The organism is Nocardiopsis sp. NPDC101807 (assembly GCF_044766605.1).
GTDB lineage: Bacteria > Actinomycetota > Actinomycetes > Streptosporangiales > Streptosporangiaceae > Nocardiopsis > Nocardiopsis tropica.
Map to the genome: position 1 here is coordinate 230,072 of NZ_JBIWMK010000009.1, position 22,871 is coordinate 252,942.

The 22,871-nt window shown below is 72.2% G+C and carries 22 protein-coding genes; 14 read left to right on the forward strand and 8 right to left on the reverse strand.

Annotated features, from left to right (window positions below; genetic code table 11):
* Window positions 1–58 precede the first annotated feature (58 nt).
* The 4 genes from ACIRPH_RS26150 (at window position 59) to ACIRPH_RS26165 (ending at window position 4,783) form a co-directional block, all read left to right on the forward strand.
* Window positions 59–3,013 carry a hypothetical protein gene (locus ACIRPH_RS26150; protein ID WP_402919118.1) on the forward strand — a complete coding sequence of 985 codons (2,955 nt, stop codon included), beginning with the start codon at window positions 59–61 and terminating at the stop codon, window positions 3,011–3,013.
* 16 nt (window positions 3,014–3,029) lie between these two features.
* The gene (locus ACIRPH_RS26155) at window positions 3,030–3,497 is read left to right on the forward strand and encodes a hypothetical protein (protein WP_402918934.1); all 468 of its coding nucleotides are present in this window, start codon (window positions 3,030–3,032) and stop codon (window positions 3,495–3,497) included.
* A 180-nt stretch (window positions 3,498–3,677) separates the two neighbouring features.
* Window positions 3,678–4,379 carry a hypothetical protein gene (locus ACIRPH_RS26160; protein ID WP_402918936.1) on the forward strand — a complete coding sequence of 234 codons (702 nt, stop codon included), beginning with the start codon at window positions 3,678–3,680 and terminating at the stop codon, window positions 4,377–4,379.
* 209 nt (window positions 4,380–4,588) lie between these two features.
* On the forward strand, window positions 4,589–4,783 hold the full coding sequence (locus ACIRPH_RS26165; protein WP_267946802.1) for a hypothetical protein: 195 nt from the start codon (window positions 4,589–4,591) through the stop codon (window positions 4,781–4,783).
* Between the two features lie 72 nt (window positions 4,784–4,855).
* Here the strand turns inward: ACIRPH_RS26165 and ACIRPH_RS26170 are convergent, their stop codons facing one another.
* Together ACIRPH_RS26170 and ACIRPH_RS26175 are read right to left on the reverse strand one after the other, a co-directional pair.
* Window positions 4,856–5,221, reverse strand: coding sequence for a helix-turn-helix domain-containing protein (locus tag ACIRPH_RS26170; RefSeq protein WP_402918938.1), 366 nt, complete (start codon window positions 5,219–5,221; stop codon window positions 4,856–4,858).
* 10 nt (window positions 5,222–5,231) lie between these two features.
* Window positions 5,232–5,759 (reverse strand): ATP-binding protein, encoded by a 528-nt coding sequence (locus tag ACIRPH_RS26175; protein ID WP_402918940.1) that lies wholly within the window; start codon window positions 5,757–5,759, stop codon window positions 5,232–5,234.
* Between the two features lie 180 nt (window positions 5,760–5,939).
* Between ACIRPH_RS26175 and ACIRPH_RS26180 the strand changes: the two genes are divergently transcribed.
* The 3 genes from ACIRPH_RS26180 to ACIRPH_RS26190 are packed head-to-tail and all read left to right on the forward strand — an operon-like array spanning window position 5,940 to window position 7,130.
* Window positions 5,940–6,764, forward strand: a complete 825-nt coding sequence (locus tag ACIRPH_RS26180; RefSeq protein WP_402918942.1) for a helix-turn-helix domain-containing protein — start codon at window positions 5,940–5,942, stop codon at window positions 6,762–6,764.
* Entirely contained in the window at window positions 6,751–6,936 is a 186-nt protein-coding gene (locus tag ACIRPH_RS26185; protein WP_402918944.1) for a DUF397 domain-containing protein, read from the forward strand. Before ACIRPH_RS26180 ends, ACIRPH_RS26185 begins: the two co-directional genes overlap by 14 nt.
* A gap of 23 nt (window positions 6,937–6,959) precedes the next feature.
* Window positions 6,960–7,130 (forward strand): DUF397 domain-containing protein, encoded by a 171-nt coding sequence (locus tag ACIRPH_RS26190; protein ID WP_402918946.1) that lies wholly within the window; start codon window positions 6,960–6,962, stop codon window positions 7,128–7,130.
* 121 nt (window positions 7,131–7,251) lie between these two features.
* Here the strand turns inward: ACIRPH_RS26190 and ACIRPH_RS26195 are convergent, their stop codons facing one another.
* The gene (locus tag ACIRPH_RS26195) at window positions 7,252–8,061 is read right to left on the reverse strand and encodes a DUF1963 domain-containing protein (RefSeq protein WP_402918948.1); all 810 of its coding nucleotides are present in this window, start codon (window positions 8,059–8,061) and stop codon (window positions 7,252–7,254) included.
* 322 nt (window positions 8,062–8,383) lie between these two features.
* On the opposite strand from ACIRPH_RS26195, the gene ACIRPH_RS26200 reads away from it, so the two are divergent.
* Both ACIRPH_RS26200 and ACIRPH_RS26205 read left to right on the forward strand, forming a co-directional pair.
* A complete protein-coding gene (locus ACIRPH_RS26200) occupies window positions 8,384–8,926 on the forward strand; it encodes a hypothetical protein (protein WP_402918949.1) in 543 nt (180 codons plus the stop codon).
* On the forward strand, window positions 8,923–9,399 hold the full coding sequence (locus ACIRPH_RS26205) for an ATP-binding protein (RefSeq protein WP_402918951.1): 477 nt from the start codon (window positions 8,923–8,925) through the stop codon (window positions 9,397–9,399). The genes ACIRPH_RS26200 and ACIRPH_RS26205 overlap by 4 nt, the downstream gene beginning before the upstream one ends.
* Before the next feature lie 50 nt (window positions 9,400–9,449).
* Here the strand turns inward: ACIRPH_RS26205 and ACIRPH_RS26210 are convergent, their stop codons facing one another.
* On the reverse strand, window positions 9,450–10,199 hold the full coding sequence (locus ACIRPH_RS26210) for an alpha/beta fold hydrolase (protein ID WP_402918953.1): 750 nt from the start codon (window positions 10,197–10,199) through the stop codon (window positions 9,450–9,452).
* 92 nt (window positions 10,200–10,291) lie between these two features.
* Between ACIRPH_RS26210 and ACIRPH_RS26215 the strand changes: the two genes are divergently transcribed.
* The 4 genes from ACIRPH_RS26215 to ACIRPH_RS26230 all read left to right on the forward strand — a co-directional run bounded on the left by ACIRPH_RS26215 (window position 10,292) and on the right by ACIRPH_RS26230 (window position 15,419).
* Window positions 10,292–10,840 (forward strand): TetR/AcrR family transcriptional regulator, encoded by a 549-nt coding sequence (locus ACIRPH_RS26215; RefSeq protein WP_402918954.1) that lies wholly within the window; start codon window positions 10,292–10,294, stop codon window positions 10,838–10,840.
* 117 nt (window positions 10,841–10,957) lie between these two features.
* The gene (locus ACIRPH_RS26220) at window positions 10,958–12,847 is read left to right on the forward strand and encodes a DUF4328 domain-containing protein (RefSeq protein WP_402918956.1); all 1,890 of its coding nucleotides are present in this window, start codon (window positions 10,958–10,960) and stop codon (window positions 12,845–12,847) included.
* Window positions 12,848–13,035: 188 nt separating this feature from the next.
* Entirely contained in the window at window positions 13,036–13,320 is a 285-nt protein-coding gene (locus ACIRPH_RS26225; protein WP_402918958.1) for a hypothetical protein, read from the forward strand.
* 185 nt (window positions 13,321–13,505) lie between these two features.
* Window positions 13,506–15,419, forward strand: coding sequence for a rhamnogalacturonan lyase (locus tag ACIRPH_RS26230; RefSeq protein WP_402918960.1), 1,914 nt, complete (start codon window positions 13,506–13,508; stop codon window positions 15,417–15,419).
* 256 nt (window positions 15,420–15,675) lie between these two features.
* Here the strand turns inward: ACIRPH_RS26230 and ACIRPH_RS26235 are convergent, their stop codons facing one another.
* Window positions 15,676–16,440 carry a DUF1963 domain-containing protein gene (locus tag ACIRPH_RS26235; protein ID WP_402918962.1) on the reverse strand — a complete coding sequence of 255 codons (765 nt, stop codon included), beginning with the start codon at window positions 16,438–16,440 and terminating at the stop codon, window positions 15,676–15,678.
* A 192-nt stretch (window positions 16,441–16,632) separates the two neighbouring features.
* On the opposite strand from ACIRPH_RS26235, the gene ACIRPH_RS26240 reads away from it, so the two are divergent.
* On the forward strand, window positions 16,633–18,552 hold the full coding sequence (locus tag ACIRPH_RS26240; protein WP_402918963.1) for a S9 family peptidase: 1,920 nt from the start codon (window positions 16,633–16,635) through the stop codon (window positions 18,550–18,552).
* A 425-nt stretch (window positions 18,553–18,977) separates the two neighbouring features.
* Here the strand turns inward: ACIRPH_RS26240 and ACIRPH_RS26245 are convergent, their stop codons facing one another.
* Genes ACIRPH_RS26245 through ACIRPH_RS26255 form a run of 3 tightly spaced genes read right to left on the reverse strand, consistent with a single transcriptional unit; the run spans window position 18,978 to window position 22,808 of the window.
* Window positions 18,978–19,184, reverse strand: coding sequence for a hypothetical protein (locus ACIRPH_RS26245; protein WP_402918965.1), 207 nt, complete (start codon window positions 19,182–19,184; stop codon window positions 18,978–18,980).
* A complete protein-coding gene (locus ACIRPH_RS26250) occupies window positions 19,175–20,020 on the reverse strand; it encodes a hypothetical protein (RefSeq protein WP_402918967.1) in 846 nt (281 codons plus the stop codon). Before ACIRPH_RS26250 ends, ACIRPH_RS26245 begins: the two co-directional genes overlap by 10 nt.
* The gene (locus ACIRPH_RS26255; protein ID WP_402918969.1) at window positions 20,007–22,808 is read right to left on the reverse strand and encodes a hypothetical protein; all 2,802 of its coding nucleotides are present in this window, start codon (window positions 22,806–22,808) and stop codon (window positions 20,007–20,009) included. Before ACIRPH_RS26255 ends, ACIRPH_RS26250 begins: the two co-directional genes overlap by 14 nt.
* Between the last annotated feature and the right edge of the window lie 63 nt (window positions 22,809–22,871).

Below are 22,871 nucleotides of genomic sequence, written 5' to 3' on the forward strand. Positions count from 1 at the left end.
CGGAGACCCCTACCCCGAACCACTCCGGATCCCAGATGGAGACGTCCACGTGACCGAGATGTGCACGCCCACCGGCGGCCTGATCAACCCCTCGATGTTCCCCGTCCCCACCGCCGACCCCGCCGAGCTGGAGACCCTGGCGGGGCAGCTCCGCACGGCCGGGACGACGGTGTCCGGGATCGGGGCCGACATCAAGAGCGCGTGGTCGGACCTCTCCGGCTGCTACACCGCGCCCGAGTCCGGGACCCTGCTCGCGGCGGTCGACTCCGTCGCGACCGACGGGGACTCGGTGGAGACCTCGACGGGCAAGGCGGCCACGGCCCTGGAGACCTTCGCCGAGTCCGTGCGCGACATCAAGGCCAAGTGGGCGACCCTCACGACCGACTCGAACGCCTTCCTCAACTCCATCGACACCAGCAACGACGACTGGAAGCAGGCCGACGGCTTCTGGAACCGGCTCGTCGGCAACGAGAGCGAGAAGGTCGGGGAGCACCAGGCCCTCCTCGACCGCGCCGACGCCCTGCGCCAGGAGTACGAGCAGGCGGAGCGGGACTGCGCGAACGCCATCAACGCCGACATCCCCGGCCGCACGAACTTCGTCTCCGCGAACGCGGACGGCAGCCCTCCCGGGGAGAACGAGTACCAGCACGGGTTCGACGGCTACCTCGGCGACGTCGACATGGCGTGGGGCGGCTCCCAGGAGACCGACCACGGCTGGTGGGTGGACGCGGGGTCCGCGGTCAAGGACTTCGGGGTGGGCATCGCCGAGGACGTCGGCGGCTTCGTCGGCATCCACAACTCCGACGGCTGGTTCCAGGGCAACTGGGGCGACAACCTGTGGGAGTACCACGAGGGCAACCTCCAGTCGGCCGCGTCGCTGGTGGGCATGTACGACGCCGAGAACGACAGCTGGGGCTTCCAGGGCTGGGAGCGCACCGGCGAGATCGCGGGCGGGGCGTGGAAGGACGCCGCGCACGCGGTGGTGCCGTGGGAGGAGTGGGGCGAGCGGCCCGGCTACGTGATCGGCACGGCGCTGCTCAACATCGGCGCGACGGTGGGCGGCGTGGCCCTGTCCGCGACCGGTGTGGGCGCGGTCGTGGGCGCGCCGCTGCTGGCGTGGCGCGGTTCGGCGATGCTCAACCGGATGGGCGGCGACGGCCCGGACGTGAACACACCGGACGTGCCGGAGTTCGACGTGAACAACCTCAACCTCGGCATCCCCGGTCGGTTCGGCGGCAGCGGCTCGCCCACGTTCGACTTCGACATGAGTGATCTCGACACCAGCTCCTTCAGCCCGTCGCAGCTCGGCGAGATGCGGGCGGCGCTGGACCGGATCAACACCGGCGGGACCGACCCCGTCCCGGACGGGACGCCGGACAACCGCCGGGTCACCCCGGTGAACGACAGCGGCGACGACGGCGCGGACACGGGCAACCCGCCCCGGAACCGCGACGCCACCGCGGACCAGCTCCAGGCCACGGACGACTTCCTGGACATCGTCAACAGCCCGGAGAACGCCGACTTCGGACGCGAGGTCACCCAGCGCAACCAGGCCGAGATCGACGAGGTCGACCGCAACGCCAAGACCGCCCCGAACCGCGGGGGCTCGTGGGAGGGCAACGACGTCGAGTCCGACCGGCCCGACCTGGAGAACGACCCGGCACGGGTCCCGGTCACGCCGCGCGGCGACACGATGGAGGCCGACAGGCCGCACGACACCTCGGCGGAGGACGTGTACCGGCTCACCGGCACGGGGCCGCAGGACTTCGACTCCCGCGTGGACACGGGCGACACGGGCAACGGCAACGAGACGCAGAACCGTACGCCCACGGTCACCAACAGCGTCGACAACGGCAACGCCGGTGTCGACGCCGACACCCGCGGCGGGACGGCCTCGGCCGACGGCGGCGGGACGAGCTCGGCCGACGGCGGCGGGAACGGTTCCGGTCGGGGCCCGGTGTCCTCGAACCAGGTCGGCGGCACGGGTTCGGGGAGCGGTCACGGCGGTTCGGGCGGCCCGGACGCCAGCGGCGACCTGGACCTCTCCGGCGGCTCCGACGACGGACCCTCGCTCACGGACAAGCCGGAACTGCGCCGGGACAGCACGGACCCCGCCGATCGGGCCCTCCTGCCCGGGAACGGGCAGCGCTTCGGCGAAGGCGTCCAGCTGGACGGCAACAGCGTCTACACGCTCGTCGAGGCGGACGGGGTCCGCAAGACCCAGTACGTCACCGACGAGCACGGGAACATCCGGGAGATCCGCGCGGACTCCTCCCACTGGAACTCCAGGCACCCCGAGTTCCTGAGGCCGCGGCCCGACATGACGTACAAGGTGGACGGCTACACGTACGAGACCGACTCGCTGAGCCGGACCGTGTCGGTCGAGGGGGACCTGGACTCCCGCACCAACGTCCGCAACGACGACGAGCAGAGCAAGGTCAACGACCGCGGGTCGAACTACTACGAGCAGCTCAACGAGAAGCTCAAGGACGACTTCGAGGCGGAGCACGGGCGCCGGCCCGGGCCCGGCGAGGTGCCGGAGTACGAGGCCATCCAGTGGGACGGCGGACACCTCATCGGCTACGCGGAGTTCTTCGGAATCGGTGAGCGCCTCAACCAGGTTCCGATGCGCTTCGACGTGAACCAGAACCGGGTCGGGACCGCCCTTCCCGATATCCCCGAGAATCTGAGGGGCACTATCGACGGGAGCTACCGCAACATCGAGCGCTCCTGGAACGGTATCTTGACCAAGAAGGACAAGTGGCACGGGTTCAGCAACCCGAAGTTCAACGACGGGACGTGGGACGCGGCTCTCGCGCTGAACCCGACCAAGCCGACCATCCACGCCAAGGTCACCAGCGTCTACGACCCGAACATGCCTCAGGTTCCGGACCCGGCGAACCCGGGGCAGATGCTCCCGCCGCCGCCCACCAAGCTGGTCGTGGAATGGCAGCTCAACGGGGTGGACATGAAGCCGCAGGAATACAACAACGTGCCGCCCCTCAAGAAATAGGGAGAAAGTTCGTTCAATGGTTACCCACCTCTTCAAAAAAGGCCATCTGGACCCCGCTGCGCAGCAGCGGGCCCTCAAGGACATCGGTCAGAAGATCGTCTCGGTGGTCCCGAAGGAGTGGGAGCGGATCACGTACACGAGGGAAGCCGTCATCGATCACGCGACGAGCATCGTCGTCGTGGAGCTCCAGGACGGCACGTCGGTCAGGAAGTCGCCGCCTCCGTCCATCAGCCTGGTGGCCGACGACCTGCGGGCGGGGATGTACCAGGAGGGCAAGGGCACCTGGTTCTCCATGGAGTACGTCATCACCCGGCCCGGCAAGTTCGCGGTCAACTACAACTACGACGACGACCCGGGCATCACCTTCCCCACCGCCTTCGGCTTCACCCGAGACCTCGAGTACTTCCCCCGCGACGAGGAGAACATCCCCGGCTGGCTCCGCGAGAAGCTGGTCGAGGAAGCCGAGGGACGCGCCACGGAGTGACCCCGTCCGGGCCGGGGCGGTCCCCGCACGAGGGGACCGCCCGGACGACGGGTCGGCCGCCAGAACCCCTGCCGCACCGGAACTTCCGTGAACCGAACGGAAGAAGTACGGATCGTAACCGGCGAACAGGAAGCGTCGGCCCGCCCGGGGCCGCGTCCGCCGACACCAGGGAGTGGCAGCATGGCCGAGGTCCGCTTGGAGATGGGCGAGCACCCGCTGTCCCCGCAGACGCGCCGACGCTTCCCGTGGGCGCGCAGGCAGCCCCCGTACACCCGCGCCGAGCTCAACCAGGTCGTGGCGGAGGCCGATGCCGTGAAGCGGGAGTGGCTCTCCGCCCGCGCCGAGCTCAGCGGCCTGGTGCCGCGCCTGGAGGAGTGCGAGCGGGCCGCACGGGCGGCGGCCCCGGATTCCCGGGGGACGGCCGGGGAGGTCGCGGGCTTCCTCGCCCGGGGCAGGACGCTGCTCGCGGCGGGGGACGATCCCGAGCGGGTGGCCGGATACGCCGACGCGGGCAGGAGGTCCTTCGGCGAGCTGCTCCGCCTCCTGGCGCGCGGCGTCCGGCCCGCGGAGATGAGGGCGCTCAACGCCGTCGGCCGCATGCGTGCGGGCACCGAGACCCTGCGCACGTCGCTCACCCGCATGCGCGTTCTGTGCGACCGGGCGGAACAGGCCGGGGCCCGCTGGCCGGGAGGGTGGACCGCGGCCGGACCCTCGGCGTCGGGCACGCCGTCCGGAGCCGTGCGCGGGGTACTCGCGGACCGGCCGGTCACGCGCGCCGGTGGCGGGCGCGGAGCCGGGGCCCCCGCTCCGGCGCCGCCCTCCCCCCGCAGGCGCGTCCCGGCGAACGGCTCCGGGGAGCACCGGGTCGCCCGGTCCCGCTGACCGCCCCGCCCCCCGACGCGGGTCCGGCTCGGCTGGTCCGGGGCGGTGACGCGTCGGTGCGGAGCGGCCCCCGGGTGCGCGGAGGCCCCGTCACGGGACCGTGCGGGGATCAGCGGGCCGGACGGGAGGCGTTCCCGGGGCGCGACCACCCCATCGCGACTACTCTTGGTCGTTCGACGAACCCTCCGAGTGATCGACCGTGGAGAGACATGCGCCTGCGAACCCTTCTGGCCGCCACCGCCCTCACCGCCGCCGCGCTGGCGGTCGGCGCCGGCACTGCCGTCGCCGACGAGACCCTCGACCAGGCCTGTGCGGCCGTGGGCGGGGTGCTCGACCACCCCCTCTCCCCCGTCTCGCTCAACACCACCACGAGCCTCCCCGTGGACTGCCTCGTGGCGCCGTAGCCCGGCCGCCCGCCGGGGCCGACCGTTCCCGCCGTACCCGCCGGCCCCGCCCCCGCGAGGGCCGGCGGGCGTTCATCCCCCCGTGCCCAGCACGGCCATGAGCCGGGCGATCGTGGCCGCCTCCTCCCGCGCCCCGATCTCCAGGGCGCGGTCGTGGACCTGCCGCAGGGTGGAGACGACCTCCTCCAGCGGCGGCACCGGGACGGCCAGCTGCTCGACCAGGGTCCTCGGGTAGCGCCGGTGCCCCCCGAGGGTGCGGAACGACATGAGCCGCCCCTCCCCCTCCCAACGGATGAGGGTCTTGGGGTCGACGCCGAGGACGCGCGAGGCCTCGCGCGGGGTCAGCAGCCTCTCCGCCGGTCGTGCGGGAACCTCTGGGGCGGGGTCCTCCGGGGCCCGCTCCGCCACCGGTCTCCCCTGTTCCTGTCGCGTCGTCACGGGCGCCACCTCAGATCCGGGCCTGCGGCCGGTCGAGCTCGAACCACACGGTGGTGCGGTTCCGGTCGTGGAAGGTCCCCCACCTGGCCGCCTGGACGTGCACGAGGCGCAGGCCGAGCCCGCCCTGCCTCTCCAGGTCGAGGGGGCGTACGTGCGGGGTGGAGCCGGCCTCGCCGCGCGGCCCCTGGTCGACGACCTTCAGCTGGACGCGGTCGGGAAACCGGTGGACGGTCACGGTCACGTGCCCGCCCTCGTCCCCGCTGCGCGAGTGGGTGATGGCGTTGTTGAAGAGTTCGCTGACCAGGTACTGGGCGACGTCGGCGGTCGCGGGCGGCAGGACCGTGGCGATGCGCCTGCGCAGGACGGCGGCCTGTTCGGGGCGTCCGGCGACGGCCAGGGCGTGGCAGTCGGGGACCCCGCACGTGCGGTCGAGCACCATCGGCGCACGGTCGTCGGGGTCCGTGACCCGGCGGGGCAGGGGCTCGGAGCCGCCGGTGTCGGGCTCGCGGTTCGGCACAATGCGGATGGCTGGTCGCACCTGTATTCCCTCCCTGGGTCGGCCACTACGCGCGTGGCCCGTGGCACCACCCTGGAGCCGCCCGTGGGCGGGTTCCAGCGAAATCACCGAACGGTCACACTTAGTCGTTACAGGCTCTATCGGGTCGTGTCCTGGTCTTGCATGGGTCGTAGTGGCGATAACCCGGAAATGGGAGTCGTAGTGAGCCTCAAGGCCAACCCCAGGCGCAAGACCCTGGGCAGGAAGATCGCGGCGGCACGGAGCCAGGCCGGAATGACGCAGGGACAGGTGGCCAAGGCGCTGAAGGTCGTCCAGTCCACGGTGTCCGCGTGGGAGAAGGGTCGGCGCAGGCTGCCTTCGGACCGGGCGGAAGAACTCGATGCGCTCTTCGATTGCGGCGGTGCGATAAATCGGGCCTGGAACGCGGCGAACGAGCCCGACGCACTACCGCCCTGGTACACCGAGGTCGGGCAGCTGGAGCGGGAGGCGACCGAACTCCGGGAGTACCAGCCTTTGGTCTTTCCTGGACTTGTTCAGTGCAAGGCCTACGCGCGAGGTCTGCTGGCCGACACAGGACCATGGCGCTCCCAGCAAGAGTTCAAGCAAATGGTCGACTCTCGGGTGGAGCGCCAGGAGGTGCTGGAGAGAGTGGATCTTCCTCTGCTGTCCATCGTGGTGGAAGAGTCGGTTCTCCGTCGAGCTGTTCAGGGAGGGAAGCCGGTACTGATCGAACAGCTCGCTAAGAGCCTTGAGCTGATCGAACGGGGCAAAGTCCGCTTTCAGGTCATTCCTGTCGACGCTGAGTGCCATCCAGGCGCTTCTGGACCGTTCCGGCTCTACACGTTCCCGGAGAAGCCCACGGTTGCCTCAGCTGAGCACATGAAAGGTGAGCAGTTCATGGATGACATGATGCAGGTGCAACACTGCGCGATGCTCTTCGGCATCCTTCAGGCGGAGGCGTTGTCTCCCCGCGCGAGCCGGGAACTGATCAGGAAGGTCAAGGAAGAACTCGATGACGAAGCGTGAGCCCCACTGGCACAAGAGCAGCTACAGCGCCCAGGAGGGAAGCTGCGTCGAGGTCGCGGAGGGGGAGGCCGTCCTGGTCCGCGACACCCAGAACCGAGTACTCGGACACATCGACTACACCGCCGAAGCGTGGGCATCATTCCTGCGCGGGGTGACCACCCACCGCGCCTGAGCCGACGAGGCAGAGGAGCCACCGTGAACGCCTGGCACAAGAGCACCTACAGCGGCGCATCGGGCAGCTGTGTCGAGGTCGCCGAAGGGGAGTCGGTCCTGGTGCGCGACACCGACAACCGGCCCCTCGGCCACATCGACTACACCCCCGAGGCCTGGGCGGCGTTCCTCGGCTCCACCACCCTTCTCCCCTGATCCCGGACACGACGACGGCCGACCAGTCCGCTGGTCGGCCGTTCTCCCGTTCCCGCCCAAGGACGGGGCGCCGCCGCCGCACGCCGTCCGACCGACGCCCTCGCCCTCTGGGTTCACCTGGTCAGTGGTACTCCCACATGACCACTCGCGCGCCCGCGAAGTCCCTCTTCTCCAGGTCGCTGCGCCGGATGATCCAGAACGGGCAGCCTGTGCAATCGGGGTCCGCCTGCATGGGGTACTGCGCCTGGGCCAGCAGGACCCACTCCTCCTCCGCCTTCTCCTCCGGTGACTGCATGATGGGCGGGTCCTGCGGGGAGTAGGCGTAGCCGCCCAGGAGCAGGTCGACAGCCCACACCTGCTTCCGCTTGTCGTGGTGTTCCAGGCCGTGCTGCCGGTAGACCCGTCGGACCTCCGGGTCGTGGAGGGCGTCGTCGCCGTCCGTCGGCAGGCTCAGGACGGTCCGGGCGTAGAGCGGGCGCGGGTCCGTGTGGGGGGTGGCCCAGTACGCGGCCCCCTCCTCGTCCTCGATCTCCCCGATGTCCTCGCGCGGGGGCCGGGGGGACCCTTCCTCCGTGACCGTCCCGGCCGGGACGTACACCACGTAGTCGCCGTCGGCGGGCTCGTCGTCGTCGAGCGGGTCGTGCTTGTTGGCGAAGAACAGCAGGTGCCCGTCCTCCGGCAGCGGGATGTCGAGGGCGTCCCGTGGCAGGGCCGCGCAGTCGACCGACGCGACGAAGTGCGGGTAGGAGCCCCATTCGACGTCCGGGGGAAGGGAGGGAAGTCCTCCGTACCGCCCGGCCAGGACCCCGCCGTCCTCCGCCGAGGACGTCAGCTCGATCTGGGGGCGGGCGAGGCCGAGGGCCAGGTCGATGGCGTGTTCGGGCACACCGGCCTCGCGGGCCGCCTCGCGATACTGCTCAGAACTGTCCATGCCGGACATGCTGCCCCATTCGGCGGACACTCCGGCACGCTCCGCACACGCCCCGGAACCAGGCCCCCGGGTCCCGGCCGGCGACCGCCGAGCCCAACACCCATATCCCCTGATCACAGACATAACGACGGCCGACCGGCGAGCCGATCGGCCGTTTTCTCAACTTTCCCCGCCTTACTTTCCGGTATCTCCCCCACCCCACCCCCCGACCCCCTACTCTCTGTCTCGTCAAGCCCCCTGCATCAAATGACCCCGCAACGGCTGAACACCGTTCGGGGTCGTGGCCAGCAACTCCAACCCTTTAACCACAAGGAATGCCAGCATGCGCCAGTTTAGCGCTGCGGCCCTGACCCCTGCCTTTCGGCTGGTCATGGCCCTGTTCATCGCCCCTCGCGGACGCCACGCCTCCCCCGGGTGGCTGCGTCGCCGCCGGTCCACCCGGGTCCGCCGCTACGCGCCCGTGCCCGTCCCGGCCCTGGCGGCCGCGCCCGACACCGCCACGGCCTCCGCTCCGCCCCCGGTGACACCTCCCCGCCCGGTACGGGACCTGGCTCCCCCGCGCCACACCTGCGAGGCCGGGGACGTCGCCCTCGTCCGGCCCTACTACGAGGCCCACGAGCGCGAGAGCGAGCGCGAACGGGCGCTGCTCCGCGTCCAGGCCGAGGCAAGCACCCGCCTCCACGGCTGGGTCCCCCGGCCCCGCGCCTCCGGCGACCTCCTCGCCGCCCCGTCCCCGCTGCCCCTCTCGGCGTACGGACCGCCGGTTCCGCCCGCCGGGGCCGCAGCCCCGGAGACCTGGGACGACCTGGCAGCCGCCACCCACGGGTGGGGCGGACGGCGGGCCCGTCAGGGGGTCCCGGCATGAGGCCCCACGTCTTCTGGGAGCACCGCGTCTACCCCGGGCACCTGTCCGGACTGGGCGGGGTCCGCGCGGACCTCGCCGCCGACCTGGCCGGGTTCGACCCGGACACGGTGGACACGCTCACCCTCGTCACCAGCGAACTCTTCGCCAACTGCTGCAAGTACACCGACTCCGGCCGCGAGGGCGGCGAGGTCCTGCGCGCGCTGTCCATGCCCGAACCGGGCACCCTGCGCGTGGGCCTGTCCGACTCCGGCGGGGGCGGCGGCGTCCCCGCCGTCCCCCACCACCGGACCGCCGACGAGTGGGAGGGGGCCGAGGGGCAGCGCGGCCTGCTCATGGTCGAGAACCTGGCCTCGGCGTGGGGCCACCACCGGCTCACGCCCTGGGCCGACCTGGGCACCCACGTGTGGGCGTCCCTGACCGTCGACCCGGCCGGGGTGCCGCCGGGCCTGCGCCCCTACGTGTTCACCCGCTGAACCGCCCCGGGGAGTCCCCGTCCCGCCCGCCTCGACGGGGCCCCGGGGGCTCAGCCGGGCAGCGAGTCCCAGAACCGGCGCAGGACGGCCGCGCCCCGCTCGGGGTCCTGGAGCATCCAGTAGTGGGTCAGCCCGTCCAGCTCCTCGTACTCCGCCCCCAGCTTCCGGGCCACGTCCCGGTCCTGGCCCGGGTCGGCCATCGGGTCCCCGGTCGGTGCGAGCACGAGCCCCCGCGCCCGGACGGGCCCCTCGAACTCCCTGCCCCAGTCCGCGTGGAAGTTGGGCCACGCCGACCGATAGAGCGCCAGGATCGCGGCGCTCATCACCTCGTCGTGGGCCCCGTCGACCTCCTGCGCGAGTTCCGCGCTCATGCCCCGGGACCGGAGCACCTCCCCGAAGGTCGCCCCGCTGCCGGGGGCGGCCTCCCGCAGCCCGGCCAGCGACTCCTCCCCCTCGGGGCTCTTCTGCCACAGCGTGGCCGCGTCGTGCCACCGGTACTCGGGGTGCCAGCCGTGGGCGACGTCGGAGACCCAGCTGCGGACCGGGACGTCGTGGGCGGAGACCACGCGCATGGCCAGGTGCGCTCCCCAGTCGTGGCCGACGAGGTCGACGGGCCCGCCGACGGCGCGGAGCTCGTCGGCCAGCCAGGCGGCGTACTCCTCCTTGCCGTGCATGCCGTCCGGTCGGGCGCTGCCGAAGCCGGGCAGGCGCAGGGCCACGGTCGGCCCGGGGATGAGGGCGCGGACGGCGTTCCAGACGGACGGCGTCTCGGGCACGCCGTGGACGAAGACGATGGTCATGCGGTCCCCCACAAGGAAATTGATAAGCTATCGATTTCACCGTAGCACGAAAAGTTGATGAGTTATCAACTTTCTGGACCCGGGGGGCAGCCATGCGGGCGGACGTCGCGCGCAACAACCAGAAGATCTTCGAGAAGGCCCGGGAGGCGGTCGGCGCCGGGGAGACCGACCTCAAGCTCAACGAGCTGGCCCGCCGCGCGGGGGTCGGCGTCGGGACGGTCTACCGCCTCTTCCCCACCCCGCGGGCGATGCTGGAGGCCGTGGTCGAGGAGGCCGTCACCGACCTCAACCGCGTGGCGGCCGAGGCGGAACACGACCCCGACCCCCGCCGCGGCCTGGACGACTTCCTCCGGGCGGCCCTGACCGCGGCGCTCGACCAGCCCGGCCTGTTCGACGTCCTCATCACCGTCGAGGACGAACGGGAGTCCCTGCGCCGGGCCAAGGGCGAACTGGTCGCGGCGGCCTCGCGGCTCCTCGGACGCGCCCGTCCGGAGACGCCCCTGACCGGCGAGAACCTGCTCAAGCTGCTGTGCGGGCTGATCCACGCGATCACCGAGCACCCGGCCGAGCGCCGCCGGGCCGCCGCCGACGCCTACCTGCTCCTGCTCCGGAACGGCCTGGCCCCCGGCCCCTCCGCCTGAGGCAGGACCGGCCCGCCCCGACCACCCTGGCCGGATGCGGGCACAAAGCCCCACGGGGGCGGTTTTCTGGGATCATCGGCCCGTTCGGACACACGACCTCTGGCGGAGCGTGAAGCCATGGCCACCCCCCTGCGCGACGGCGACCCCCTCCGGATCGGCCCCTACCGGCTGGTGGGGCGGCTGGGCACGGGCGGCATGGGGAGGGTGTTCCTGGGGCGCTCCCCGGGCGGACGCCTGGTCGCGGTCAAGACCGTGCACCCCGAACTGGCCGAGGACCCCGAGTTCCGGCGGCGGTTCGCGGCCGAGGCGACCGCCGCGAGGAAGGTGGGCGGGTTCTACACCGCGCAGGTCGTGGACGCCGACCCCGACGCCGACCCGCCCTGGCTGGCCACCGCCTACATCCCCGGCCCCTCCCTCCACCGGGCCGTGGCCGACCACGGACCGCTCCCGGCGGAATCGGTGGCCGTGCTGGGCGCGGGCCTGGCCGAGGGCCTGGCGGCGGTGCACGCCTGCGGGGTGGTGCACCGCGACCTCAAGCCCGCCAACGTCGTCCTCGCCGAGGACGGGCCCCGGCTCATCGACTTCGGCATCGCCCGCGCCCTGGACGCCACGTCCTTCACCCGAACCTCCACGGTGCTGGGGACGGCGGCGTTCATGTCCCCCGAGCAGGCGCGCGCCCTGCCGGTGGGCCCGGCCTCGGACGTGTTCTCGCTGGGGTGTGTGCTGGCCTTCGCCGCCACGGGGCGCAGCCCGTTCGGGCAGGGCCCCGCCCACGCGGTGGCCTACCGGATCGTGCACGAGGCCCCGGACCTGAGCGGTGTCCCGACCACCCTCGCGGCCCTGGTCGCCGGATGCCTGGCGAAGGGGCCCGACGACCGCCCCGGGGTCGGCGGGGTGCTGGAGGAACTGGCCGCGCTCACGGCCTCCCTGCCCGCGCCCGCCCACGAGCGGTGGCTCCCCGAGGAGCTGACCCGGGTCGTCGCCGCGCGCCGGACCCTCGCGCTGACCGCCGTCGTCCCGGCGTCGGACCCCCCGCAGGAGGCCGCCCGGACCGGAGGGGATCCGGGAGGGGACGCCCTTGAGGCGAACCCCCCACAGGAGGCCGCCCCGGCAAGGGGGGTCCCGCACGGGGACGCAGCCCCCGGGGAACGCGCCGCGCGGGCAGGCCGTCCGGCGGGGACCCTCCCGGAGCCGGTTCCGGCGTCCGGCGGCCACCGTGGAACCGCACCGGACCCGCCCGGCGCCCCGCCCCGGGGCGGTCCGGTCGGCCCCGCCGGTCCGCCGGCGCCCCTGCTGGTCCACGAACGCCGCCGCGCACGCGGCGAGGCCCCGCCGCGCCCGCCGCGCGGGGAGCAGGCCGCCGTCCACTGGCTGCTCGTCCTCTTCGCGCTCGCCGCCGCGGTCGCGGTCGTCCACCAGCTCGTCGTGGCGGCCGAATCGGGTGTGGAGCTGAGCGGCCACGCCTATGCGGCGTCGAGGGGGCCGTGGGGGTGGCGGACCTTCGCCCTGGCCCTCTGGTACGTCCAGATCGCCCTGGGCGCCGGGCTGATGGCGGCCTGGACGGTCTGGTTCCTGCGCGTGCGCACGCTCGCGGAGTCGTTCGCCCCCGGCCGCCTGCGCTACCGTCCGCGCATGGCGGTGCTCGGCTGGTTCGTCCCGGTGGGCAACCTCTGGCTCCCCAAGCAGATCGCCGACGACGTCTGGCACGCCTCCAGCCCCGCGGACCAAGGCGGGCGCACGGCCCCGGCCGGGGTGGTCCACCTCTGGTGGGCCCTGTGGCTGCCCGCCCTGGCGACCTGGCCCCTGTTCTGGACCCCGTGGGCGCTGATGATCGAGGAGAGGCACGGGATCGGCGACTTCGGCTCCATCGAGGTGTACGAGTTCGAGTTCCTGCCGATGGCCTGGGCCGCCCTGGCCGCGCACGCGGTGGCGGTACCGGCGGCGATCACCGCGGCCGTGTTCGTGCGGCGGCTGACCGACATGCAGGCGGCCAGGCTCGGCGGCTGACCGCCCCGCCCCGGGAGGGCCGGTCCCGACCCCGCCGGCGGCCTCCGGGCCACCCGGTCGGAGAGAATTCGGCCGCTTGCCCGCGTATAGGGCGTGACCTGCGCCTCAGCTGCGCGACGGGCGGTTTCTCGACTTGCGGATGCGGACATCACGTGCTCACAACATCACTCCAAGTGATCGGAACGCCCGTGAAGCACACCCTGGCCGCACTGGTCCTCACCTCCTTCTCCGCCCTCACGCTCGGGGCCGTGCCGGCGCAGGCGGCCGGGGGTTCCCTCGTCGTCAACGGCACGGAGCACCGGGACCCCCGGGGCTGCTACGACACGGACCGGTGGCCCCTCGTGGTCGACAACCGGACCGACGGCCCGGTCCACGTCTTCTCGGACCCCGGCTGCACGGGCAGATACGTCACCACCGTGAACCCGGGGGAGCGGGAGATCGACGAGCACGGCCAGAGCGTCTACGTCGAGTGACCTCCGTGCCGCCCGCCCCCGCCCACGGGGGCGGGCGGCGGCGCGTCCGGTTGCGGGGATTCCCCCGGAGTGTCCGCCGTGTTACGTTCTGTTCCCGACACGGCCCGGTAAGCGCTTACCGACGTGTTCCCGCCCCGCGGAACGGGGCCGCACACCCCGCCCGCACACCCCGAGAGAAGGAACCCATGCCACCCCCCGCTCACCGACGGCGCCGGACCGCCGTCACGGTGGCCACGGCCGCCGCGCTGGCCCTCGGCGCCGGCGCGCTCACCCTCCCCGGCCCCGGAGACGGCGCGACCGCGACGGCGGCGCCCGTCTCCTCCGCCTCCTCCGACGCCCCCTCCGGGGCGCGCCTGGCCGAACGGCTCGACCGCGGCGTCGTCAGCGTCGGCGGCCCCGACGGCAACCTCGTCACCTGGCGGCTCCTCGGCGGAGACGACCCGGCCACCGCGTTCAACGTCTACCGCGACGGCGAGCTCCTCACCCCCGAACCCCTCACCGGGGCCACCAACCACCTCGACCCCGACGCCCCGGCCGACGCCTCCTACACCGTCGCGGCGGTGGTCGGAGGCCAGGAGCAGCCCCCGTCCGCGCCCTCGCTCACCTTCGCGGACGGAAGCCTGGACGTCCCCCTGGACCGCCCCGAGGGCGGCAGCGTCAACGGCTCCGCCTACACCTACGACGCCAACGACGCCTCCGTGGGCGACCTCGACGGCGACGGCCGGTACGAGATCGTCCTCAAGTGGGACCCGACCAACGCCAGGGACAACTCCCAGAGCGGGCACACCGGCCCCGTGCTCGTCGACGCCTACACCCTCGACGGCACCCGCCTGTGGCGCATCGACCTGGGCGCCAACATCCGGGCGGGCGCCCACTACACCCAGTTCCAGGTGTACGACTACGACGGCGACGGCAGCGCCGAGGTCGCCATGAAGACCGCCGACGGCACCCGCGACGGCGAGGGGACGGTCATCGGCGACGCCGGGGCCGACCACCGCAACTCCGGCGGGTACGTGCTCAGCGGCCCCGAGTACCTGACCGTGTTCGAGGGCGCCACCGGCCGCGCCCTCGACACCGCCGACTACGCTCCCGGGCGCGGCAACGTCGCGGACTGGGGCGACGGCTACGGGAACCGGGTCGACCGGTTCCTCGCCGGGACCGCCTACCTGGACGGCGAGAACCCCAGCATGGTGTTCTCCCGCGGCTACTACACCCGCGCGGTCATCGCCGCCTGGGACTTCCGCGACGGTGAGCTGACCCGGCGCTGGGTGTTCGACTCCGACGACCCCGGCAACGGGGCCTACGCCGGGCAGGGCTTCCACAGCCTGTCCGTCGCGGACGCCGACGGCGACGGGCGCGACGAGGTCATGTTCGGCGCCGCCGCCGTCGACGACGACGGAACCGGCCTGTGGGTGACGGGCCACGGACACGGCGACGCCCTGCACGTCGGCGACTTCGTCCCCGACCGGCCCGGCCTGGAGGTGTACGGCGTCGGGGAGAACACCGCCTCCCCGGACGCCTGGCTCGCCGACGCCGCCACCGGCGACGTGCTGTGGACCCTCGGCTCCGGCAACGACAACGGCCGCGGCGTGGCGGGAGACGTCTGGGCGGGCAGCCCGGGGGCCGAGTTCTGGTCCTCCAGCGTGTCGGGGCTGCGCGGCGCCGACGGCGACGAGGTGGGGCCCAAGCCCGGCTCCGCCAACTTCCTGGTGTGGTGGGACGGCGACGCGAGCCGCGAACTGCTCGACGGGACCCGGATCGACGAGTACGACCCGGACGGGAGCACCCGCCTGCTCGACGGGGAGGGCGTCGCCTCCAACAACGGCACCAAGGCGACCCCCGCCCTGTCCGGCGACATCCTCGGCGACTGGCGCGAGGAGGTCGTCTGGCGTACCGCCGACAACACGGCGCTGAGGATCTACTCCACACCGCACGAGACGGACCTGCGCGTCCCGACCCTCGTGCACGACACCCAGTACCGGGTGGCGCTGGCCTGGCAGAACACCGCCTACAACCAGCCGCCGCACCCGTCGTTCGCCCTCGGGGACACGGCGGCCGAGGGCGCCGGGGCGCCCTGGCCGGACATCCGCCACCCCTGATCCGTCGGCCCGGCGGCCCGGATCCGGGTCCGGGTCCGGGCCCGGTCTGGTGGGGCGCTGCGGCCCGTCCCCTCGCGGGACGGGCCGCGGCGCCCGCGGAAGCGGCCGGGGACCGGCATCCGGGCCCCGGCGACCGGCCGGCCGCCCGCCCATCGGGCCCGCGCCGGGCCCCTCGGCGCGCGGAACGCCGGGGGCGGGGGGCGGCGGCCGTCGCGATCACGCGCGACCGGGTTCCCCCAGGAACGCCGGGACCGCCTCAGTGGTAGGTCAGCGTCACCAGGACCGCCGCCGCGAAGTTCCCGGCCCCGAGCTCGTCGCGCCGGATGATCCAGAACGGGCACGCGGTGGTGCCGGAGACCCCCGGCATGTCCAGCTGCGCCTGGGCCAGCAGCACCCATCCCCCCTTCTCGTCCTCCGGGGAGGAGCCCGTGATCGGGGGGTCCTGCGGCGAGTAGGCGTACCCGCCCAGGATCAGGCTGTCGCCCCGGACCGGCGTCCTGGGGTCGTGATCGCCCAGCCTGTACTCCCGGTAGAGGCGCTCGGTCTCCGGGTCGGAGAGGACGGCGTCGTCGGCGGGCGTCGGGAAACTCCGGACGGCCCGGGCGTAGAGGGGCCCGGGGTCGAGGGCGGGGAGGGCTCCCTCGGGGAGCGCCCGTTCGGTCGTGGGCGTCCCCGCGGGGACGTGGACCACGGCACGGGAGTCCTCGATCAGCACGGCCCCCTCGGGGTCGGTCCTGTTGGCGAAGAACAGCAGGTGCCCGTCCCCCGGCAGCGGGAGGTCGAACCCGTCCGGGGGCAGGGCCGCGCAGTCGAGCGTGGCGACGAGGTCCAGCCCGAGGCCCCACTCGACCCCCGCGGGGAGGGAGGGGAGACCGCCGTACCTCCCGGCCGGGACGCCGCCGTCGGCGTCCGACGTGGTCAGCTCGGTCTGGGGCAGGGCGAGACGCAGGGCGTGGTCGATGACGTGCTCGGGGACGCCCTTCTCGCGAGCCGCGTCCCGGTAGGTCTGAGGGTTGCGCATACCGGACATGCTGCCGCAGCCGGAGGACACTCCGCGCGGGCCCGGTCCGCCGCCCCGCCGGGTTGACCGTGCCCCTACGTCATGGTGTTGCGTCGGTTCCGGGGCCGTCCGCAGGACGGACCCGGGCAGCGGTGCGCGTCGCACGGGGCGCACCGTCCGCCCACACGGCACCGACCCCGACTGGAGCGCCCGATGGCCCGGACACCGAGCCGAGAGACCCTTCCGAAGCTGTTCGACGTCGAGGAGTTCTTCGCCGACCCGGAGTTCTCCGGCGCCTCGATCTCGCCCGACGGAACCCGGATCGCCTACCTCGCGCCGAAGTACGGCCGCACCAACGTGTGGGTGCGCGGCGTCGGGGAGGGGCACGAGGACGCGGTGTGCGTCACGCACGACACCCGGCGCGGCATCCACACCTACCACTGGACCGACGACCCGCGCTGGCTCCTGTACCTCCAGGACACCGACGGCAACGAGGACTGGCACCTCTACCGGGTGGACCTCCACGCGCCGGACGAGCCCGCCGTCGACCTCACGCCCATGGCCCCGGGCTCCCGCGTGGCCGTCGTCGAGCCGCACAAGCCCTCACCCGGCAGCGTGCGGGTCTGGATGAACCTCAGGCCCATGCTCTTCGACGTGTTCCGGATCGACGTGGCCACCGGTGGGACGACCGTGCTCGTGGAGCAGACCGGCCCCACCAGCAACGTCCTGGTCGACGGCGAGGGGGAGCCGGCCTTCCACGTGGAGGTGGCCGACGACGGCGTCCACTCCTTCTACGCGGTGGACGGCGCGGACGGGGACAAGCGCCTCCTGTCCCGGCAGGGCGGCCCGGAGTACCCGTACGGCCTGCCCCTCCAGCTGGTGACCCCGGACGGAAAGGGCCTGCTGCTCGGCTCGCACCGGGACTCCGACGACATGCGGGTCGTCCGCCTCGACCGGGAGACCGGCGAGGAGACCGTGGTCGCCGCCGTGGAAGGGCACAGCCTGTGCACCATGGGCATGGTGTCCCCCGCCCTGCCCCCCGCGCTGTACCTCAGCCGGCGCACCGGTGAGGTCGTCGCGGCCCGCTTCGTGGGCGACCGGCCCAGGATCGAGGTGCTGGACCCGCACTTCGCCGAGGTGTACGCCGAGCTGTCCAAGCTCTCCGACGGCGTGCTCGGATCGGTGTCCTCGGACGAGTCCGAGCAGCGGTGGGTCGTCTCCTTCGTCCACGACCGCGACCCGGGGGCGACCTGGTTCTACGACCACGCGACCGGGGAGAGCAGGCTCCTCTTCCGCCCGCACCCGGAGCTGGACCCCGCCGAGCTGGCCCCCATGACGCCGGTCCGGTTCCCGGCCCACGACGGGCTGCCGCTGCACGGGTTCCTGACCCTGCCGCTCGGGGAGGCGCCCGAGAACCTGCCGCTGGTGCTCCTCGTGCACGGCGGCCCCTGGGCCCACGACACGTGGTCCTTCGACAAGACGGTGCAGTTCCTGGCCAACCGCGGCTACGCGGTGCTCCAGGTCAACTTCCGGGGCTCGACCGGCTACGGCGCGCGCCACACCGCCGCCGCGATCGGCGAGTTCGCCGGGAAGATGCACGACGACCTCATCGACGCCGCCGACTGGGCGGTGGCCCGCGGCTACGCCGACCCGGCCCGCATCGGCATCGCCGGGGGCTCCTACGGCGGTTACGCGGCGCTCGTCGGCGCCACGTTCACCCCGGACTACTTCGCCGCGGCGGTGGACTACGTGGGCATCTCGGACCTGGCGAACTTCATGCGCTCCCTGCCGCCGTTCCTCAGGCCCAGCATGGCCAACAACTGGTACCGCTACGTCGGCGACCCCGACGTCCCCGAGCAGGAGGCCGACATGCTGGCCCGCTCGCCCATCACCATGGTCGACCGCATCCGCACCCCGCTGCTCGTCGCCCAGGGCGCCAACGACGTCCGCGTGGTCCAGGCGGAGTCCGACAACATCGTCGCGCCGCTGCGTGCGCGCGGGGTGCCCGTCGAGTACATCGTCGCCGAGGACGAGGGGCACGGCTTCGTGAACCCCGAGAACCAGGTGCTGCTCCACCGCGCGATCGAGAGGCACTTCGCGGAGCACCTCGGCGGGCGGTCCGGGGCGCGGTAGGACCGGTGGGGGGCGGGGACGGGGCGTGCGGACTACCCGGTCCCGCCCCGCGCCGCCTCGACCTGCTCCCCGGCCGGGGAGAGGTCCTCCGGCCCTCCGCGAAACCCTCGGAGCTTGGACGGAACCCGAGGTCCGGGCGGGTCACCGATTCAGCCCCCGTCGAATATTGAGGACTCGGACCATGAGCCAACCGGTCGAGAAGATGTGAACAACCGCGTTCAAGCCGCACCCGCCCCGCTGGACCTGCCCCGACACGTTGATGCAAACCCCCTGAAAACCGACCGGCGCCCGACCACCCCCACCCGCCCGAAAGCTCCGGGAATCGGCTCACCTTTTCTCAGCACGCCAGGAACCCATGAACAGGATGACGCTCCGAGGCACCACCGAAAACCCCAAGCGCCGACACCGATGGGGAGCCATGCCAGTCATTCGATCCGGATGTCATCCGGCGGGTTCTTGGCGATCTTCGCATAGGTCTCCGCGTGCTCTCGGTCGAAACCCTCGTCCAGGTACATCTGGATCAGCTCCTCGAGATCGTAATTCTCAGAATCTCTTACCACGAAGAACAAAGACTTCTCCTTTTCCGAGGGTTCGGCCTGACCATATAGTCCCGGCCGGGAAGCTACAGCCACGGAGCCGGGCGCTCCTCCCCGGTCTCGGGGTCCCGCAGCAGGCGCTCCGGAGGAAAGACCTCCTCCTTCGCTATGTTCCCCGCCTCGTCCATCCCACGGAAGATGATGCGGTTGCCCAGCGCATCGTAGACCGTCTCGGAGAGAAGCCTCCCCTCCTCGTCCCACTCGTGCCAGGGCCCGACCCGGCCGTAGGGATCCCGGACAACCCCCTGGACCACGAGCTTGCCACTGGGCGACCACACGAGAAAAGGTCCGTCCTCGACCCCTTCCGTGAAAGTTCGCATCTCGGTCCGACCAGATCCTTCGACGAGAACCGCTTCACCCGTATACACGGCACCCCTGTGAGTCACCTGGCCTTCAAGGTCCAAGTCACCCATCCCGACAGCCTCCACATATCCCTCACGCCCTGAAGTGCCAGGGTGCGAAGGAACAGAGCGCCAGGGCCTGAATATTTTTTCCCCCGTCTCGGAAGTCTCGAACGGCGCACGCGGAGACCCCTCCTCGAAGTGAACGAGTCGTCCCCCTTCGTCCCACCTCCTCAGAAGCCTCAGACTCCCGTCCGAGTAGTCCGAGACGCCTTCTTCGCGGAGCTCCCCGTTCTCACCCCAGAAGAAATATGGGCCAACGGAAATATTCCCGACGCGGTTGGAGTACTCCAGGGCCACCCCGTGTTCGTTCAGCAGGAAAACCGGACCGAGGGCATAGCCCTTCACGAAGGTCTGGTAATGCGTGAACCTACCGTCTTTCTCAACGGCCTGCCCGGTGAAACTTCCCCCTGGAATCCTGACCGAGATTTCATCCAGGTAATCGAGCTCTTCCGAATCAACTCGCCTCACGGGGAGGACCATCCCTTCCGACCAGCTCGCACGCCTCGTTCGTTGGAGGCCAGGTGTTCTTCCCCACCCGGGGGGCTGGAACCCCTTCGGTGATTCTATAGCAGTTCGCACAGCAAGGGCAGTCGCCGGGCTTTTCTGCCTTCAGGGTGAATCTATTATCCAACTGGAACTCCCCCGCGACAACCTCTATTCCAGCCGCCTCCCTCTCCTGGAGCAGCCGGTTGAGTGCCTTCACCTCCGCATGGCGCGTCGGGATGTCTCCGTGGGGGTAGGGAGTATAACGCACCACCTCTTGATTCTCGTTGTACTGGGGGTATCCGGAACCCGGCACCAGGGGGTCCACCGGACGATGCATCCGCGAGATGCGATCCCGAATCAACCCGTGCAATTCAGCATCGGGGATGCTCGTACCATTGCTGTGCCCGTTGAAGCCTTCCGCGACAAGCCCTGTCCGCCTGTCGATGACGATCGCGTTGACCGCTCCACCCTTCTTGCCGAGAGAGGCATCACTCAATCCATGCCGTTCCTTGAACTCGGCCATCTCATTTCCCCTGTGCACCACCAACCTCTCAAGCCAGACCTTGACGTCCATTCCGTTGACTTCCAGGATGAGACCGCGATCGTCCCTTCTCGTCACCATTCCGTCCAGGACCTCGCCCAAGACCCTCCCCCTGGACGCGAACTCGCGAAGCTTCATCGGGTCGGCGGTCGGCAGCTTGTCCTGATAAGCCTCGGGGTAAGTTCCTCCCCTTGTGCCCAGGCCGAAATCTTCGATCAGAGAACTTCTGTCCTCCGCACGTCCATCGAGTTCCCCGGGCACTTCCCTGACCGGCTCGGGGACGATGACATCCGATACCCCGTCCCCGGAACCGTCGTCGACGTCACGGAAATCGACGCCCTCGCCCACCGGAAAAGTGTTGGGAGGCCCTTCTGGGATCGGAAGCAGGGGAGCCCCTCCGGCCGGGCGGGGGGCGCCGGCCCCGTGACCGGTGCTCGGACCGTCGGGGGCCGGGGCGGGGCTTGCGGCACCGGTGCCGTCGCGGGGCGTCGGGGGCGGGGTGGCGGGCCCCGGGTCCGGGTCGTGGGCGGCGGTGACGCGGAAGCCCTGGTCGGTGCGGTCACCGGGGCCGTCCCCGCCGGGAGCCTCCCTCCCCCCGCCGACGCCGACCAGCGCCTCCCGCCGCGCGTCGAGCAGCGCGGTCCGCTCGCCGGTGTCCATGCCGCTGTAGCGCTCGACGTCGGCGACGAGGTCGACGACCCTCACGTCGCCGTCGCGACCGGCCGGAACCGCCGCCGCGGGCGCCCCCGTCCCGCCGTCCTGAGCACCCCCGTCCGCCGCGGGCGCCGGCGCCGGCCTCGGCCCGGCCCCGGGCTCCGGCCCGGCCCCGCCGACCCCGCCGCCGCTCCCCCCGGGCTCCGGTGCTCCCTCCACCACCTCCCAGCGGGCGAACCGCGCCGCCATCCCCGTGCCCAGCCGGTCCAGGCGCAGCCCGATGCCGGTGGCGGCGTCGGAGAACCCGGTCCTGATCCCGCTCAGCGCCTGGGCCAGGCTGAACCCCGGCCGGGCCGCGGCGCCGGGCTCCCAGGCCACCCCCGGGCGCTCCGGCGCGTCGACGTCCGGGAGGTCGGGCCCGCCACCGCCGATCCGGCTGAGCAGCATGCCGCCCCTGACGGGGAACGCCACCACGGTCAGCGCCAGGTTCCCGCCCGCCGTGGACAGCGTGTACGCGGGCCGGTCCTCCCACTCCCGCCACGGGAACAGGTCGTGGCCGACCTCCGTCCACGCCGCCCCGGCGTTCTCCCGCCAGGTCCGCCCCGAGCGCTCCCCGGGGTCGAACGGGTTCATCCACCCGTCCTCGCCGTACATCCCGACGAGCGCGCCGTACCCCTGGAAGGTCTCCTCCTTGTGGGTGACGGCGTTGTCCACCGCCTCGCCGACGCTGCCGGCCCACCCGCTGCCCGCGCGCCACAGCCCGGTCGAGGACAGGGCCCCCACACCGAGGCCCCAGGCCATCCCGACGCCGAAGTGCTCCTGCTGGGCGGCGAACGCGTCGGCGGCCCAGTCGAGCGGCCACGGCTTGTCCGACCCCGTGAGGTGGGCCCAGCCCTCCCCTCCCGCACGCTGCCACTCGGAGAACTCGGTGAGGTCGAACGCGATGCCGGGGACCTCGCCCGGGTCGAGGCCGTAGGCGATCTCCCCGGGGCCGGGGGCTCCCTCCCCCGCGGCCGTGTAGGTGTTGCCCTGCCCGTTCACCGCCGAGATGGCGGTGGCGCACTCCCTCTCCGCCTCCTGGAACGTCGCCCAGACGATGTTGGCCCACAACTTCAGGGCGCGGTTCTTGCCGTAGTGCCAGGGGTTGAGCGCCCAGAACTCCTCGTCCCGCACCTCCTCCACGAAGGCCAGGGCGTCGTTCTTGATGTTGCGCAGCCTGGTCCGGGCGCTCTCGGCCTCCTCGGCGAAGGTCTCCAGCGCGGCCACGACCGCGGAGACGTCCTCCAGGAGGGTGTCGCCCTTGCGGGCGACGGGGCCCATCGCCGCGAGCAGGGTCTCCGACTCGGGCGCGGTGTAGTGGGCCTGGAGGGCCTGCCACGAGCTCTCGACCCCCGCGCCTCCCTCCGCGACCTCCTCCGCGGCGGCCCTGAGGTTGGCCGCGGCCGTCTGGAGGACCTCCACCGAGGTCCCGGGCATGGGGATGGCGCCGGGGACGATCAGGGCGGTGAAGTCGTTGTCGAGGGGCTGCTGGTTCCGGGGGTCGGGTTCGGGTCTGGTCACGTCGACGGGGGGCATGGCGACTCCGTGGGGGGTGGGGGATCCGCCGCCGGGCCGGAGCGGTCGGCACGGCGGGGGCAG